The organism is Achromobacter marplatensis, assembly GCF_002209535.1.
Taxonomy (GTDB): domain Bacteria; phylum Pseudomonadota; class Gammaproteobacteria; order Burkholderiales; family Burkholderiaceae_B; genus Achromobacter; species Achromobacter marplatensis.
The window spans coordinates 42,230-55,553 of record NZ_NJIG01000011.1 but is presented as its reverse complement, the minus strand read 5'-3'; the positions used below and the strand labels follow the sequence as shown (position 1 = coordinate 55,553).

14 protein-coding genes are annotated in these 13,324 nt (G+C 63.0%); 2 read left to right on the top strand and 12 right to left on the bottom strand.

Features of this window, described 5'->3' with window-relative positions:
* Positions 1 to 5: 5 nt before the first annotated feature.
* The 6 genes from pheS to CEY09_RS32190 all read right to left on the bottom strand — a co-directional run bounded on the left by pheS (position 6) and on the right by CEY09_RS32190 (position 4,574).
* Positions 6 to 1,028 (bottom strand): phenylalanine--tRNA ligase subunit alpha, encoded by a 1,023-nt coding sequence (gene pheS, locus CEY09_RS23015; protein ID WP_035213969.1) that lies wholly within the window; start codon positions 1,026 to 1,028, stop codon positions 6 to 8.
* Between the two features lie 77 nt (positions 1,029 to 1,105).
* Complete coding sequence (gene rplT, locus CEY09_RS23010) at positions 1,106 to 1,465, bottom strand: 50S ribosomal protein L20 (protein ID WP_006218741.1); 360 nt, start codon at positions 1,463 to 1,465, stop codon at positions 1,106 to 1,108.
* Positions 1,466 to 1,480: 15 nt separating this feature from the next.
* Positions 1,481 to 1,678: a 50S ribosomal protein L35 gene (gene rpmI, locus CEY09_RS23005; protein ID WP_006226956.1), complete on the bottom strand. Its 198-nt coding sequence runs from the start codon at positions 1,676 to 1,678 to the stop codon at positions 1,481 to 1,483.
* Between the two features lie 358 nt (positions 1,679 to 2,036).
* Complete coding sequence (locus CEY09_RS23000) at positions 2,037 to 3,566, bottom strand: YifB family Mg chelatase-like AAA ATPase (protein ID WP_088590390.1); 1,530 nt, start codon at positions 3,564 to 3,566, stop codon at positions 2,037 to 2,039.
* Between the two features lie 156 nt (positions 3,567 to 3,722).
* Entirely contained in the window at positions 3,723 to 3,974 is a 252-nt protein-coding gene (locus CEY09_RS22995; RefSeq protein WP_006226958.1) for an accessory factor UbiK family protein, read from the bottom strand.
* A gap of 159 nt (positions 3,975 to 4,133) precedes the next feature.
* Positions 4,134 to 4,574: a DUF5339 family protein gene (locus CEY09_RS32190; RefSeq protein WP_006226959.1), complete on the bottom strand. Its 441-nt coding sequence runs from the start codon at positions 4,572 to 4,574 to the stop codon at positions 4,134 to 4,136.
* Positions 4,575 to 5,126: 552 nt separating this feature from the next.
* On the opposite strand from CEY09_RS32190, the gene CEY09_RS22985 reads away from it, so the two are divergent.
* Positions 5,127 to 5,465 carry a P-II family nitrogen regulator gene (locus CEY09_RS22985; RefSeq protein WP_006218735.1) on the top strand — a complete coding sequence of 113 codons (339 nt, stop codon included), beginning with the start codon at positions 5,127 to 5,129 and terminating at the stop codon, positions 5,463 to 5,465.
* A 31-nt stretch (positions 5,466 to 5,496) separates the two neighbouring features.
* A complete protein-coding gene (gene amt / locus CEY09_RS22980) occupies positions 5,497 to 6,735 on the top strand; it encodes an ammonium transporter (RefSeq protein WP_006226960.1) in 1,239 nt (412 codons plus the stop codon).
* An 84-nt stretch (positions 6,736 to 6,819) separates the two neighbouring features.
* Here the strand turns inward: amt and ptsP are convergent, their stop codons facing one another.
* The 6 genes from ptsP to thrS all read right to left on the bottom strand — a co-directional run bounded on the left by ptsP (position 6,820) and on the right by thrS (position 13,094).
* Positions 6,820 to 8,577: a phosphoenolpyruvate--protein phosphotransferase gene (gene ptsP / locus CEY09_RS22975; protein ID WP_088590475.1), complete on the bottom strand. Its 1,758-nt coding sequence runs from the start codon at positions 8,575 to 8,577 to the stop codon at positions 6,820 to 6,822.
* A 55-nt stretch (positions 8,578 to 8,632) separates the two neighbouring features.
* A complete protein-coding gene (locus tag CEY09_RS22970) occupies positions 8,633 to 8,902 on the bottom strand; it encodes an HPr family phosphocarrier protein (protein WP_006226962.1) in 270 nt (89 codons plus the stop codon).
* Between the two features lie 116 nt (positions 8,903 to 9,018).
* Positions 9,019 to 9,420 carry a PTS sugar transporter subunit IIA gene (locus CEY09_RS22965; RefSeq protein ID WP_006226963.1) on the bottom strand — a complete coding sequence of 134 codons (402 nt, stop codon included), beginning with the start codon at positions 9,418 to 9,420 and terminating at the stop codon, positions 9,019 to 9,021.
* 17 nt (positions 9,421 to 9,437) lie between these two features.
* On the bottom strand, positions 9,438 to 10,409 hold the full coding sequence (gene gshB / locus CEY09_RS22960) for a glutathione synthase (RefSeq protein WP_006226964.1): 972 nt from the start codon (positions 10,407 to 10,409) through the stop codon (positions 9,438 to 9,440).
* 157 nt (positions 10,410 to 10,566) lie between these two features.
* Positions 10,567 to 11,121 (bottom strand): translation initiation factor IF-3, encoded by a 555-nt coding sequence (gene infC, locus CEY09_RS22955; protein ID WP_081534364.1) that lies wholly within the window; start codon positions 11,119 to 11,121, stop codon positions 10,567 to 10,569.
* A gap of 20 nt (positions 11,122 to 11,141) precedes the next feature.
* Positions 11,142 to 13,094 carry a threonine--tRNA ligase gene (gene thrS / locus CEY09_RS22950; protein WP_088590389.1) on the bottom strand — a complete coding sequence of 651 codons (1,953 nt, stop codon included), beginning with the start codon at positions 13,092 to 13,094 and terminating at the stop codon, positions 11,142 to 11,144.
* Positions 13,095 to 13,324 lie beyond the last annotated feature (230 nt).

Genomic DNA, 13,324 nt, shown 5'->3' with positions numbered 1-13,324 from the left:
GTCTGTTATTCGTTGAACTGGCGCAAGAAGCGCAAATCGCCTTCGTAGAACTGGCGCAGATCGTTCACGCCGTAGCGCAACATCGTCAGGCGCTCAAGTCCGGAACCGAAGGCAAAGCCGATGTAGCGCTCGGGATCAAGACCGAAATTGCGCACCACTTCGGGGTGCACCTGGCCCGAGCCGGAGATCTCCAGCCAGCGGCCACGGTTGGGACCCGAGGTGAACATCATGTCGATTTCGGCGGACGGTTCCGTGAACGGGAAGAACGACGGACGGAAACGCACGACAAGATCGTCGCTTTCAAAGAAGCAACGCAGGAAATCGGTGTACACGCCTTTCAGATCGGCAAACGAGATGTCCTCGGCGATCCAGAGCCCTTCCACCTGGTGGAACATGGGCGAGTGCGTGGCGTCGCTATCGACGCGATAGGTACGCCCCGGCGCGATGACCTTGATGGGCGGCTTGTGCATGCGGGCGTAACGCACCTGCATGGGGCTGGTGTGCGTGCGCAGCAGCAGCGGCAGGCCGTCGGCGTCGTTCATGTCGACGTAGAACGTGTCCTGCATGGAACGCGCCGGATGGTCCAGCGGGTTGTTCAGCGCGGTGAAATTGGTCCAGTCGTTTTCCACTTCGGGGCCGTCGGCCACATCGAAGCCAATGGAACGGAAGATGGCTTCCACGCGTTCCCAGGTCCGGATCACCGGATGGATACCACCCGGCGCGCGACCACGGCCAGGCAAGGTGACGTCAATGGTTTCAGAGGCCAGTCGGGCGTCCAATTCCGCCTGCGCCAATGCGGCGCGGCGAGCAGTCAGAAGCTCTTCGACTTTTTGCTTGGCCTGATTGATCCGGGCGCCCATTTCGCGCTTCTGCTCGGGATCGAGTTTGCCCAGGCCTTTCAGCAGCACCGTCAGTGCGCCTTCCTTACCCAGGAATCGAGCCTTTGCGTTCTCAAGCGCGGCGGCATCCGTAGCCGCGGCGAACCGTTCTTGCGCCTGGGAGACCAGGTCGTCAACCAATAGAGTCATGAAATCCAGCCTTCAAAACGCAAACGGGGCTATTACAGCCCCGTTTGCAGCGATGCGCGATGAGTTAAAGCGCGCGATCAGGCAGCCAAGGCAGCCTTGGCTTGCTGCACGATGGCGGCAAAGCCGGCCTTGTCGCGCACGGCCAGATCGGCCAGGACCTTACGGTCGAGTTCGATCGAAGCCTTCTTCAGACCAGCGATGAACACGCTGTAGCTGACGCCATGCTCGCGGACGGCGGCGTTGATACGCGTGATCCACAGAGCACGGAACGTGCGCTTCTTGTTACGACGGTCGCGGTAGGCGTATTGGCCAGCGCGCATGACTGCTTGCTTGGCAATACGGAACACATTACCGCGGCGGCCACGGTAACCCTTGGCGGCGGCAATGACTTTTTTGTGACGTGCGCGGGCAGTTACGCCGCGTTTGACGCGAGGCATATTAGATCTCCCTTATCAAGCGAAAGGCATCATGGCCTTGACGGAGGCCACGTTGGATTCATGAACCGCTGCCGAGCCACGCAATTGACGCTTGGCCTTGGTGGTCTTCTTGGTCAGAATGTGGCGCTTGAACGCCTGACCGCGCTTGATGGAGCCGCTGCCGCGAACCTTAAAGCGCTTGGAGGCGCTTTTCTTGGTTTTCATCTTGGGCATGATGATTCCCTAAACTTAAACTCGTAGTTGATTTGACATGACGCGAGGTGCTTGGCGTTGCTGGCAAAAAGCCCTAGGGCTAGCACCAATGCAACGGCAAAACTTGTAGACCTGTTGTCACTTCTTGGGGGTACTGCTGGGTTTACTACTGGGTTACTGCTGGACACTGCTGGGTCGATTCCCCCCGGGCTATGGCATCGCTGCCAGGCACGGGTTCCTCCCAGCTCTTGGCAAAAAGGTACGCCAGATCCGGGAAAGCCTTTGATTATATGGTGATTTCCTGGTCTTTGTCGAGTCGGGCGCGGCAAAAAGCGGAAGGGATCGCCTCTGACGCCCAGCCAGGAGTTTCAGTGGCCCATCATACCCCCGGGCGCCGGTACTGCACCGCCTGCGCCACATGCCCCGCGCCCAACACGTCCGCCCCTTCCAGATCGGCGATCGTGCGGGCCACCCGCAACGTCCGGTGCAGGGCCCGCCCGGAACCCGCCATGCGGCGCATGGCCTGAAACAGCAGCGCCTGTGCTTCGCCGTCCATGACGCAATGCTGGTCGAGTTCGGCCCCGGCCAGCGCCGCGTTCGGTTTGCCTTGGCGGGCCTGCTGGCGGTCGCGGCAACGGATCACCCTCTCCTGAACCGGGCCGGAGGCCTCCCCAGGCGGACCACCCATGGATTCGGGGTCGGATGGCGGCAGCGCCACGTGCAGGTCGATGCGGTCCAGCAAGGGGCCCGAAATCTTTCCCGCATAACGCGCCACCTGGTCCGGCGTGCAAATGCAGGCGCGCCCCGGGTGCCCGCGCCAGCCACAAGGGCACGGGTTCATGGCGGCGACCAATTGAAAGCGCGCGGGAAATTGGGCGGCATGCAGGGCACGGGCGATCACCACCCTGCCCGTCTCGAGTGGCTCGCGTAGCGCCTCCAGCGTGCGCCGGCTGAACTCGGGAAGCTCATCCAAAAACAGGACCCCGTGGTGGGCCAGGCTGATCTCGCCCGGACGCGGACGGCTGCCGCCACCCACCAACGCCGCGACGGACGCGGAATGATGCGGCGACCGGAACGGACGATGGCCCATCAGCGCCTCGGACAATCCCGCCAGCGCAGCTACGGCGGCGGCTTCCAGCGCCTGGCTGCGCTGCAGGGGCGGCAACAGGCCCGGCAGGCGAGACGCCAGCATGCTCTTGCCCGCGCCAGGCGGCCCGATCATCAACAGGCTATGGCCACCGGCCGCGGCCACTTCCAGCGCCCGCCGCGCGCCGGGCTGACCCCGCACGTCCGACAGGCAGGGCGCGGGCGGCGATGCCGGCCACGCCTTAGGGACCGCATCCGGCAACCGGCAGGCCCCCGTGACGTGTGCGGCCACGTCCGCCAGGCTTCGCGCCGACAGCACGCCAAGCCCCGGCACCCAAGCCGCCTGCTCCGCGCTGCCCGCCGGCAGGATCAAGGTGGCGTCCGGCGCCTCGCGCGCCACGCTCAGCGCAATCACCAAGGGGGCCGCCACGGGCACCAGCGCACCGGTCAAGGACAGCTCGCCTGCCAGCACCAGGCCAGCCAGGGAAGGATCAGGCGCGGGCAGATCCGGCCCGCCGCCGTCGGTGGGCGCGGCCAACTGGCCAGAGGCCAGCAGCAGCCCCAGCGCAATGGGCAGGTCGAACCTGCCCGATTCCTTGGGGATATCAGCGGGCGACAGATTCACCGTGATGCGGCCGGCCGGAAACTCGAACCCGCTGTTGAGAATGGCGGCACGCACGCGCTCGCGGCTTTCGCGCACCTCGGTGTCGGGCAACCCCACGACGTTGAAGCTGGGCAGCCCAGGACCCAGATGCGTTTCAACCCGGACGGCGTGCGCATGCAACCCACTGAGTGCCCGGCTGGCAAGAACGGCAAGCGTCACGACGCTCTCCCGAAGGGAACAAGGCCGTCAGTATCGGCAATCAGCAAAGCGCCGTGGCCAAGGCAGGGACGTATTCGTCCCTTGCCCGCCGGGATCCCTAATGAAAAACGGCCGCGCTTGGCGGCCGTCAATGCAGCGATGCAGACAGGCGGGAGCTTACTTGTCCAGCGCCGAAAGACGCTCTTCCAGTTGCTGCACTTGCGCCGCCAGCTGATCCACGCGGGCGCGGGTGCGCGCCAGCAGATCCGATTGGACGTCAAACTCTTCGCGCGTGACCAGATCCATCTTGGTGAACGCCTGCGCCATCATTGCGCGCACGTTCTTTTCAACGTCGGCAGCGGGGCTGCGGGCGATCAGGTCGGAGATGTTCTTCTGGATGTCTTCCATCCACTGGGTGCGATTGTTCATAGCGGCCTCTCGGTGTTCTTGATGCCTCAAGTGTAGTGCTTCGGGCCCCGCGCTGCAGGACGAATGGGCAAAAAAAGAGGGCGGGCCGCATGCGGTGACCGCCCATCAAAGCACAGGAGAAAACCGGGCTGCCATGGCGGCAACCCCCTACCAACATCGTTACGGGCAGCCCATCTGGGATGCCGACTGCGAGAACAGGTCAGACGATTGCTTGCACTGCGCCGCCAATTGGGTCTTGTCGGGGATCGCCGCCCACTGTGACTTGGCCGATTCGAGCTGCTGCTTGATGCTGGCCGCTGCCGGGTTGCTGCTGCCCAGCTTGTCCATGCACGCGTTGACCTTGGCCAGATACGCTTCGCACTCCGCAGGCACGGAAGGCGAGGTGCTGGCGGTCGGCGGCGTGGAGGCGGTGGGTGGTGCCTGCGTCGTCGGCGCGGGCGTCGCCGCAGGCGGCGTCGACGCCGGCGGGGTGGCAGTCGGTGCCGGAGTCGTCGACGCGGCCGGCGGGGCCGCCTTTTCGTCGCTCTTGTTGCAACCCGCCAGCACCCCTACCGATGCGGCCAGCGCCAGGATGCCGATCATCTTGCGTTGAATCTTCATGGTGTCCTCTTTCCGTTCTTGCTTCTTATTAGGGCGGGCCGCCACACCGGGAACGTCTCCAGCGACCCGATTCGCCCTGGCCCTTTTGGATGAGCCATGAGCTGTTGCTGATTCTTCTTCAGTGGCCCCTTGGCAACAAGCGTATCCGTGTAAACCCCGGTATCAAGCGCATCCCCATTTTCGGGCGGCCAGCCCCTTGGCTGGCAGGCGGCTGAATCGCCCCCTGATTCAAGCCACACCCACGGCCTGTAACGCTGTGCGGCCCGAAGCGCGTCAACGTGCGACAAGCCCGCCCGGTCCGAAATTCACGACAAACCGCAACAATCGCAGCATCAACTGGCTACAAATGTCGGGCTTGAAACATATTTCGTTGCAAGCCCTGATTCCCCGCATTACGCACCATCTTGAGGCTGATGTGTGGTGCATGACGCACCGCATTGGTGCAATCAAGCACAACTCGAGCGCCTCCACCCCGCTTCCCCGGGTTCAACAAACATGGCATGGAACTTGCTTGATAGACGAAGCCAACGTGCAACCATGAGAGGAAATGCCATGAAACTCATCATCGCCATCATCAAGCCCTTCAAGCTCGACGAAGTGCGGGTGGCTCTATCCGGAATCGGCGTCCAAGGTCTGACTGTTACCGAAGTCAAAGGGTTTGGACGCCAGAAGGGTCACACCGAGCTGTATCGCGGCGCTGAATACGCCGTCGACTTTTTGCCCAAGCTGCGGGTTGAAGCCGCGGTGCCCGACCACCTTGTCGATCAGGTCATCGAAGCGATCGAACAAGCCGCCCGTACCGGAAAGATCGGCGACGGCAAGATCTTCGCCGCCCCCCTGGAACAGGTGATCCGTATCCGAACGGGTGAAGCTGGCGAAGCTGCGCTGTAAATAAATAAAGAAGACTCATTGGAGCCTGAAAATGGATAAAGCAGATATCTCCTGGTTGCTCGTCTCTACCCTGCTTGTATTGATGATGGCCGTACCCGGTCTGGCGATGTTCTATGGCGGCCTGGTACGCAGCAAGAACGTGCTCTCTGTGTTGCTGCAAGTGCTGTGCACGTTCGTGCTGGGCCTGGTTCTCTGGTTCATCTACGGCTATTCCCTCGCGTTCACCGAGGGCAACGCCTTCTTCGGCGGCCTGTCGCGCGCCTTCTTCTCTGGCATGTTCACGCCGGCTGACGGCAAGTACGCCATGTCGAACACCCTGACCGAGCTGCTGTTCGCATCGTTCCAGGCCACGTTCGCCGGCATTACCTGCGCGCTGATCGTCGGCAGCTTCGCCGAACGCGCCCGCTTCTCGGCGGTGCTGGTATTCACGGTGATCTGGTTCACGTTCGCCTATGTGCCGATCGCCCACATGGTGTGGTTCGCCTCCGAAACGGCGCCGGGCCTGCTCAACGCCAAGGGCGCGCTGGACTTCGCCGGCGGCACTGTGGTGCACATCAACGCTGGCGTGGCCGGCCTGGTGGGTGCTTATGTGGTCGGCAAGCGCGTGGGCTATGGCCGCGAAGCCATGCAGCCGCATAACCTGCCGATGACCTTCGTGGGCGCTGCCCTGCTGTGGGTGGGCTGGTTCGGTTTCAACGCGGGTTCGGCCCTGGCCGCCAACGAGAACGCCACCCTGGCCTTCTTCAACACGATGATCGCCACCGCTGGCGCCGTCCTGGCCTGGCTGTTCACGGAATGGGCTGTCAAGGGCAAGCCCTCGATGCTGGGCGCCGCTTCGGGTGCGATTGCCGGCCTGGTGGGCATCACCCCCGCCGCTGGCCTGGTGGGCCCGGTGGGCGCGCTGGTCATCGGCGTGATTGCGGGTATCGTCTGCGTCTGGGGTGTGAATGGCCTGAAGCGCCTCTTGCGTGCCGATGACGCGCTGGACGTGTTCGGGGTGCACGGGGTGGGCGGTATCGTCGGCGCCCTGCTGACCGGCGTGTTCAACGCGCAAATCCTCGGCGGCCCCGGCCTGGCCGAGCCCGGCATGATCGCCCACCAACTGTGGGTCCAACTGGAAGGCGTGCTGCTGACCATCGTCTGGTCCGGCGTGGTGGCTTGGATTGCCTACAAGATCGCCAACGCCCTGTGCGGTTTGCGTGTGCCGGAAGACCAGGAACGCGAAGGCCTGGACGTCACGAGCCACGGCGAATCGGCGTACCACAGCTGATTCACCTGAAGGATGAGAAAAAGCCCGGACCTTGCGGTTCCGGGCTTTTTTTATTTCACTGACTTTGCGTTGCCGAAGCGTGATTCAGGCGGGATCCAGTGCGTCCAGATCCACGGGCAAGGCGCGGTTCAGCGCGGTGGCCACTTTGATCCGCAAGGCATTGGAATGCGCCCGGCGCACCTCGCGCTTGACGTCCAGCAGCTGCTGCGGGTGCATCGAAAACTCGGTCAGGCCCAAGCCCAGCAACAGCCGGGTCATGCGTGAATCGCCCGCCATTTCGCCGCAAACCGCCACAGGCTTGCCGGCACGCTCGCCGGCATTGATGGTGTTGGCCACCAGGCGCAGCACGGCAGGATGTAGCGGATCGTAGAGCGTGGCCACATCGTGGTCGCCGCGATCGATCGCCAGGGTGTATTGGATCAGGTCGTTCGTGCCGATCGACAGAAAATCCAGCGCCTGGACGAAGGGCTCGATCGCGATTGCGATGGCGGGCACTTCGACCATGGCGCCCACTTCCATATGCGGCGCATACGCCTGGCCGCGCGCATCCAGCTCGCGCCGCGCGGATTCGATCGCCGCCTTGGTCGCCACCACTTCGTGCATGTGGGCGATCATCGGGATCAGCAGGCGCACCGGCCCGTGGGCTGAGGCCCGCAGAATGGCGCGCAACTGCGTCGCGAACATTTCCGGACGCGCCAGGCAATAACGGATCGCCCGCTGGCCCAACGCGGGATTGGTGGCGACCGTGGCCTCGCCATCCAGCGTCTTGTCCGACCCGATATCCAGCGTGCGGATGGTGACGGGCCGGCCAGCCATGACTTTCACGACCGATGAATAGGCTTCGTACTGCTCTTCTTCGCCGGGCAGGTCCGGACGCCCCATGAACAGAAATTCGCTGCGGAACAGGCCGATGCCGTCCGCGCCGGAGGCGAGCGCCAGTGCGGCCTCTTCGGGCAGTTCGATGTTCGCGTGCAGGACGACGTCGATGCCGTCCAGCGTGACCGAGGGTTCGTCGCGCAAGAGGCCAAGCTCGGCCCGCTCGTCGGCGTACACGGCCTGGCGGCGGCGGTACTCTTGAAGGATGCGGTCCGACGGGTTGACGACCACGGCGCCCGCGGCGCCATCGATGATCAGCATGTCGCCGTCACGGACCAGCTCGCGCACATTGCCCATGGCAACGACCGCCGGCACGCCCATACTGCGCGCCACGATGGCCGTATGCGAGGTCGGCCCGCCCAGATCGGTCACGAAAGCCGCGAAGCGGCCGCCGCGCAAGCGCAGCATGTCTGCGGGCGAAATATCGTGCGCCACGACCACCAGCGCATCATCGCCGCCCATGTGGGACATGTCGGGCAAGATGGCGGAGGTGCCCGCCAGCACGTGCAGCACGCGCTCAATCACCTGGCGGACGTCCGCCCCGCGCTCGCGCAGGTATTCGTCTTCCATGGCGTCGAACTGCTGGCCCAGGATCTGGCCTTGCGTGGTCAGCGCCCATTCGGCGTTGTAGTGGCGCTCGGCAATCAGGGCCAGCGTCTGCTCGGCCAGCAAGGGATCGCCCAACAGCAGGCTGTGCACGTTCAACATGGCGCCCAGCTCGCGCGGCGCATCGGCCGGCAAGGTGTCGGCCAGTTGCCGAAGTTCGTGCTGCGCCGAGGCCAGGGCGTCGGTCAGTCGGGCACTTTCCGTAGGCACATCTTCCGGCGATATCCGGTAGTGCGCCACTTCCAGCGCGGCGGCGCCCATGACGACGGCCCGCCCGATGGCGTATCCCTTGGCAACCCCCTTGCCATAAAGACAAACGACGGGCCTGGCAGCGCCAGATCCGTCGTATGCGGGGTCCAGGGTCGTGGACGAGCCGGCCCGGGCAGCGCTCAGGCCGGCTGTTTCAGAGGGGGTTCTATTCCTGCTCACCGAATTTGCTGTCGAACAGAGTTTCGATTTCGGAAAGGGCTTGCTCGGCGTCGCCGCCCGAAGCCTCCAGCTTGACCGTCACGCCCAGCCCGGCCGCCAGCATCATGACGCCCATGATGCTTTTGGCGTTCACACGCTGTGCGCCACGCGATATGAAGATCTCGCTTGAGAACTTACTGGCAAGTTGCGTCAGCTTGGCGGCCGCCCGCGCATGCAAACCCAATTTATTGCTGATGACGATGTCTGTAGTAGGCATAGGAAATATTATGACCGCGGATGAACGCCGCGGTGTTGATCACAGCAACACGCCAAACCGCCAACTGCTTCTCGGCGTGAATTATCAGCCGACATAATAGGGCAAATTCCCGCCCGTCAGTCTACACGCAAGACACCCTGCACCCCGCCGGCCAAGGCCTTCTCACGGGTTTCCGCCAATGGCAGGTTGCGATAGGTCAGCGCCCGCAGCAGCATGGGGGTATTCAGGCCCGCCAGCACGCAGCATTGAATGCCTTGGGCCTGGGCGTCGGCCACCGCCCGCTTGGAGATATTGGCCGGCGTGGCGCCGATCAGGTCCGTCAGCACCAGCACGCCAGCGCCGTGATCCTGCCCCAGGATGTCTTTCAAGACGTCCGGCGCCAGATCATCCGGCCGGTCTTCGGGCTGGATATCGTGAATGGCCAGCATGCCGTCAAGGTTGCCCATGACGTGGCTGGCGCATTCGCGCATCGCCGCGCCCAAAGGCGCGTGCACGACGATAACAATACCCGTGGTCATGACGGATTCCAGAGAGATCAGGCCGCCACGGCAGTGGTCGCCACGGCTTTTTCAAGCGCCTGGACGAACATGCCTGCGACATCGAAACCGGTCTGTTCGGCAATCTCTACGAAACAGGTGGGGCTGGTGACGTTGACTTCAGTGACGTAGTCGCCAATGACGTCCAGGCCGACCAGCAGCAGGCCGCGGGCGGCAAGCTTGGGGGCCACGGCTTCGGCGATTTCACGGTCGCGCGCGGACAATTCCTGCGCCACGCCACGGCCGCCTGCAGCCAGGTTGCCGCGCGTTTCGCCGGCCAGCGGGATGCGGGCCAGCGAGTACGGCACCGGTTCGCCGCCGATCAGCAGGATGCGCTTGTCGCCCTTGACGATGTCGGGGATGTATCGCTGGGCCATGATGGTGCGCGCGCCGTTGTCGGTCAGCGTTTCCAGTATGGCGTTCAGGTTGGGATCCTTGGGCTGCAGGCGGAATACGCCCGTGCCGCCCATGCCGTCCAGCGGCTTGACGATCACGTCGTGATGCGTGTCGTGGAATGCCTTCAAACGAGCCATATTGCGGGTCACCAGCGTGGGCGCGGTGAACTCGCTGATCTCGGTGATGGCCAGCTTTTCGGGATGGTTACGGATGGCCGCGCCGCTGTTGAACACGCGGGCGCCTTGCGCCTCGGCATATTCGAGCAGGTGCGTGGAATACACGTATTCCATGTCGAAAGGCGGGTCTTTGCGCATGACGACTGCCCCGAAGTCCGCCAACGGCAGATCCTGGGCGGCGGATTCCGTCCACCAGTCATGGCCGTGCAGGTCGGCGTCGGCCACCAGCGCGATCGGCGTGGTGACGGCTTTGACGATGCCCGCCTCGATGTAAAGGTCGCCCTGCATGGCCACGCTAAGCGTATGGCCGCGCGCCACCAGGGCACGCATCATGGCGACAGAACTGTCCTTGTACGCCTTTAGCAGCGGCAAGGGATCCAAAACGAACAAAACATGCATCGCGACACCCCGAACGTACGCCGCCTTCCCTAGTGGGAAGGCGGCTTTATGACATCGTAGCGCAGAGCCGCCCAATAAGCGAACCCGCCGGTCACAGGACGGACGGCGGGGCGGAAACGGAGCGGCCTAGCCCTCTAGAGAAGGCTGCGGCTGGAACTCAGGCGGCCGATTCAGGCTTGCCCGCAGCGGGCACTGCCTTCTTCTTGGGCGCCAGCACCATGACCATCTGACGGCCTTCGAGCTTCGGCATGGCTTCGACCTGGGCAAGTTCCAGCAGATCGTCGCGCACACGTTCAAGCACCCGCATACCGAGTTCCTGGTGAGCCATTTCGCGGCCCCGGAAACGCAGCGTCACCTTGGCCTTGTCGCCCTCTTCGAGGAAGCGGCGCAGGTTGCGCAGCTTGACCTGGTAGTCGCCCTCGTCGGTGGCCGGACGGAATTTGACTTCCTTGACCTGAATGACCTTCTGCTTGGAACGAGCTTCGGCTTGGCGCTTTTGCTCTTGGTACTTGAACTTACCGTAGTCCATCAAACGGCAGACCGGCGGCTCGGCGTTCGGCGCGATTTCCACCAGATCCACGTCGCTTTGCTCGGAAAGACGGAACGCGTCGGCAATCTTGACGATGCCCAGCTGTTCTCCTTCCAGACCTATCAGGCGCACCTCGGGGACGCGGATTTCACCGTTGATGCGATTGGCTTTTTCAGTGGCGATGTTGAAAGCTCCTAGAAATGTTAAGCAGCACTGCTATCAGGTTGATTGACGTCGCGACGGGTGGACACATCCTCGGTCAAGCGCGCGACGAACTCGTCGTATGCGATTGCGCCAAGGTCCAATCCGCCCAGACCGCGTACGGCTACGGTGCCGTTTTGCTTCTCCTTGTCGCCGACGACAAGAATGTACGGCACCTTTTGCAGGCTGTGCTCCCGAATTTTACGAGTGATTTTTTCACCACGCAAATCGGACTCTACTCTAAAGCCTTGTTTTTTCAGGCTTTGTGTGATTTCAGCCGCATAATCGGCCGAAGGTTCGGAAATGCAGCATACGACAGCCTGCACCGGAGCCAGCCAGGGAGGCATCGCGCCGGCATGGTTTTCGATCAGCATGCCGATAAAACGCTCGAGCGAACCCAGGATGGCACGGTGCAGCATGACCGGCGGACGGCGCTGGTCATTCTGGTCTACGTACTCGGCGCCCAGGCGCACAGGCATGGAGAAGTCGACCTGGATCGTACCGCATTGCCAGTGACGACCGATGGCGTCCTTCAGGGTGTATTCCACCTTCGGGCCGTAAAACGCACCTTCTCCGGGCGAAATCTCGAATTCGCAGCCGGTGCGGCGCAGGCTTTCCATCAGCGCCTGTTCGGCCGTATCCCAGACCTCGTCCGAGCCGATGCGTTTTTCAGGGCGCGTAGCAACCTTATACAGCACTTCGGTAAAGCCGAAGTCGCGGTAGACCTTCTGCAGCAGGGCCGTGAAGTCGGCGCATTCGTCCTGGAGCTGTTCTTCGGTACAGAAAATGTGACCGTCGTCCTGCGTGAAGCCGCGCACGCGCATCATGCCGTGCAGCGAGCCCGAGGGTTCGTTGCGGTGGCACTGGCCGAATTCGCCATAGCGCAGCGGCAGTTCGCGGTAGGAATGCAGGCCGGAATTGAAGATCTGCACGTGGCCCGGGCAGTTCATCGGCTTCAGGCCGTAAACGCGGTTTTCGGACTCGGTCGTGAACATGTTTTCACGATAGTTGTCCCAGTGGCCCGTCTTCTTCCACAACGACAGGTCCAGGATCTGCGGTGCCTTGACTTCCTGGTAGCCGTTGTTGTTGTAGACGGCGCGCATGTATTGCTCGACCTGCTGCCACAGGGCCCAGCCCTTGGGGTGCCAGAAGATCAGGCCAGGCGCTTCGTCCTGGAAGTGGAACAGGTCGAGTTCGCGGCCGATCTTGCGGTGGTCGCGGCGTTCGGCCTCTTCCAGCATATGCAGGTAGGCTTCCTGGTCTTCCTTGGTCGCCCAGGCGGTGCCGTAGATGCGCTGGAGCATCTCGTTCTTGCTGTCGCCGCGCCAGTAGGCGCCGGCCACCTTCATCAGCTTGAAGACTTTCAGCTTGCCCGTGGACGGCACGTGGGGGCCGCGGCACAGGTCGATGAAGTCGCCTTCGCGGTACAGGCTGAGCGGCTCGTTCGAAGGAATCGAAGCGATGATCTCGGCCTTGTACGTTTCGCCGATGCCCTTGAAGAATTCGACGGCGTCGTCGCGCGACCATTCTTCGCGCGTCACGACTTCGTCCTTCTTGGCCAGTTCGGCCATCTTCTTTTCGATGGCGGCCAGGTCTTCAGGCGTGAACGGGCGCTTGTACGAGAAATCGTAGTAGAAGCCGTTGTCGATCACGGGGCCGATGGTGACTTGGGCGTCGGGGAACAGGGACTTGACGGCATAGGCCAGCAAGTGGGCCGTGGAGTGGCGGATCAAGTCCAGGCCGTCGGCGTCCTTGGCGGTCACGATTGCCAGGCGCGCATCGCCTTCGATGCGGAAGCTGGTATCGACCAGCTTGGATTCCGCGCCTTCAACCGTCACGCGGCCGCCCAAGGCGGCCTTGGCCAAGCCCGTACCGATCGATTGCGCCACTTCGGCAACCGTTACCGGCCCCGGATATTGGCGCTGCGAACCATCGGGCAATGTGATCTGTACCATCGGGAGTGCTTCCTGGGGTTCTGGGAACTAAAAATTCGAAAATCGGAAACGAAAAACGCGGCCTGAGAGCCGCGTTCTAGTGGTTGTCTTGCTGAGTCCTACCGCTGACCTGACACGGTGAAACCCGACGCACGAAAAACTAACGCGACATAGGGCGAAAGTTCCGGGTCGTAGTTCGTGCCAGCGGGAAAAACATGGTTCTAAGCCTGTTGGTACGCGCCCGAGGCGGC

What these genes read in the sequence shown, in the direction of transcription:
- pheS (WP_035213969.1), bottom strand. Translation starts at nt 1,028, where the DNA reads ATGACTCTATTGGTTGACGACCTGGTCTCCCAGGCGCAAGAACGGTTC.
- rplT (WP_006218741.1), bottom strand. Translation starts at nt 1,465, where the DNA reads ATGCCTCGCGTCAAACGCGGCGTAACTGCCCGCGCACGTCACAAAAAA.
- rpmI (WP_006226956.1), bottom strand. Translation starts at nt 1,678, where the DNA reads ATGCCCAAGATGAAAACCAAGAAAAGCGCCTCCAAGCGCTTTAAGGTT.
- CEY09_RS22995 (WP_006226958.1), bottom strand. Translation starts at nt 3,974, where the DNA reads ATGAACAATCGCACCCAGTGGATGGAAGACATCCAGAAGAACATCTCC.
- CEY09_RS32190 (WP_006226959.1), bottom strand. Translation starts at nt 4,574, where the DNA reads ATGAAGATTCAACGCAAGATGATCGGCATCCTGGCGCTGGCCGCATCG.
- CEY09_RS22985 (WP_006218735.1), top strand. Translation starts at nt 5,127, where the DNA reads ATGAAACTCATCATCGCCATCATCAAGCCCTTCAAGCTCGACGAAGTG.
- amt (WP_006226960.1), top strand. Translation starts at nt 5,497, where the DNA reads ATGGATAAAGCAGATATCTCCTGGTTGCTCGTCTCTACCCTGCTTGTA.
- CEY09_RS22970 (WP_006226962.1), bottom strand. Translation starts at nt 8,902, where the DNA reads ATGCCTACTACAGACATCGTCATCAGCAATAAATTGGGTTTGCATGCG.
- CEY09_RS22965 (WP_006226963.1), bottom strand. Translation starts at nt 9,420, where the DNA reads ATGACCACGGGTATTGTTATCGTCGTGCACGCGCCTTTGGGCGCGGCG.
- gshB (WP_006226964.1), bottom strand. Translation starts at nt 10,409, where the DNA reads ATGCATGTTTTGTTCGTTTTGGATCCCTTGCCGCTGCTAAAGGCGTAC.
- thrS (WP_088590389.1), bottom strand. Translation starts at nt 13,094, where the DNA reads ATGGTACAGATCACATTGCCCGATGGTTCGCAGCGCCAATATCCGGGG.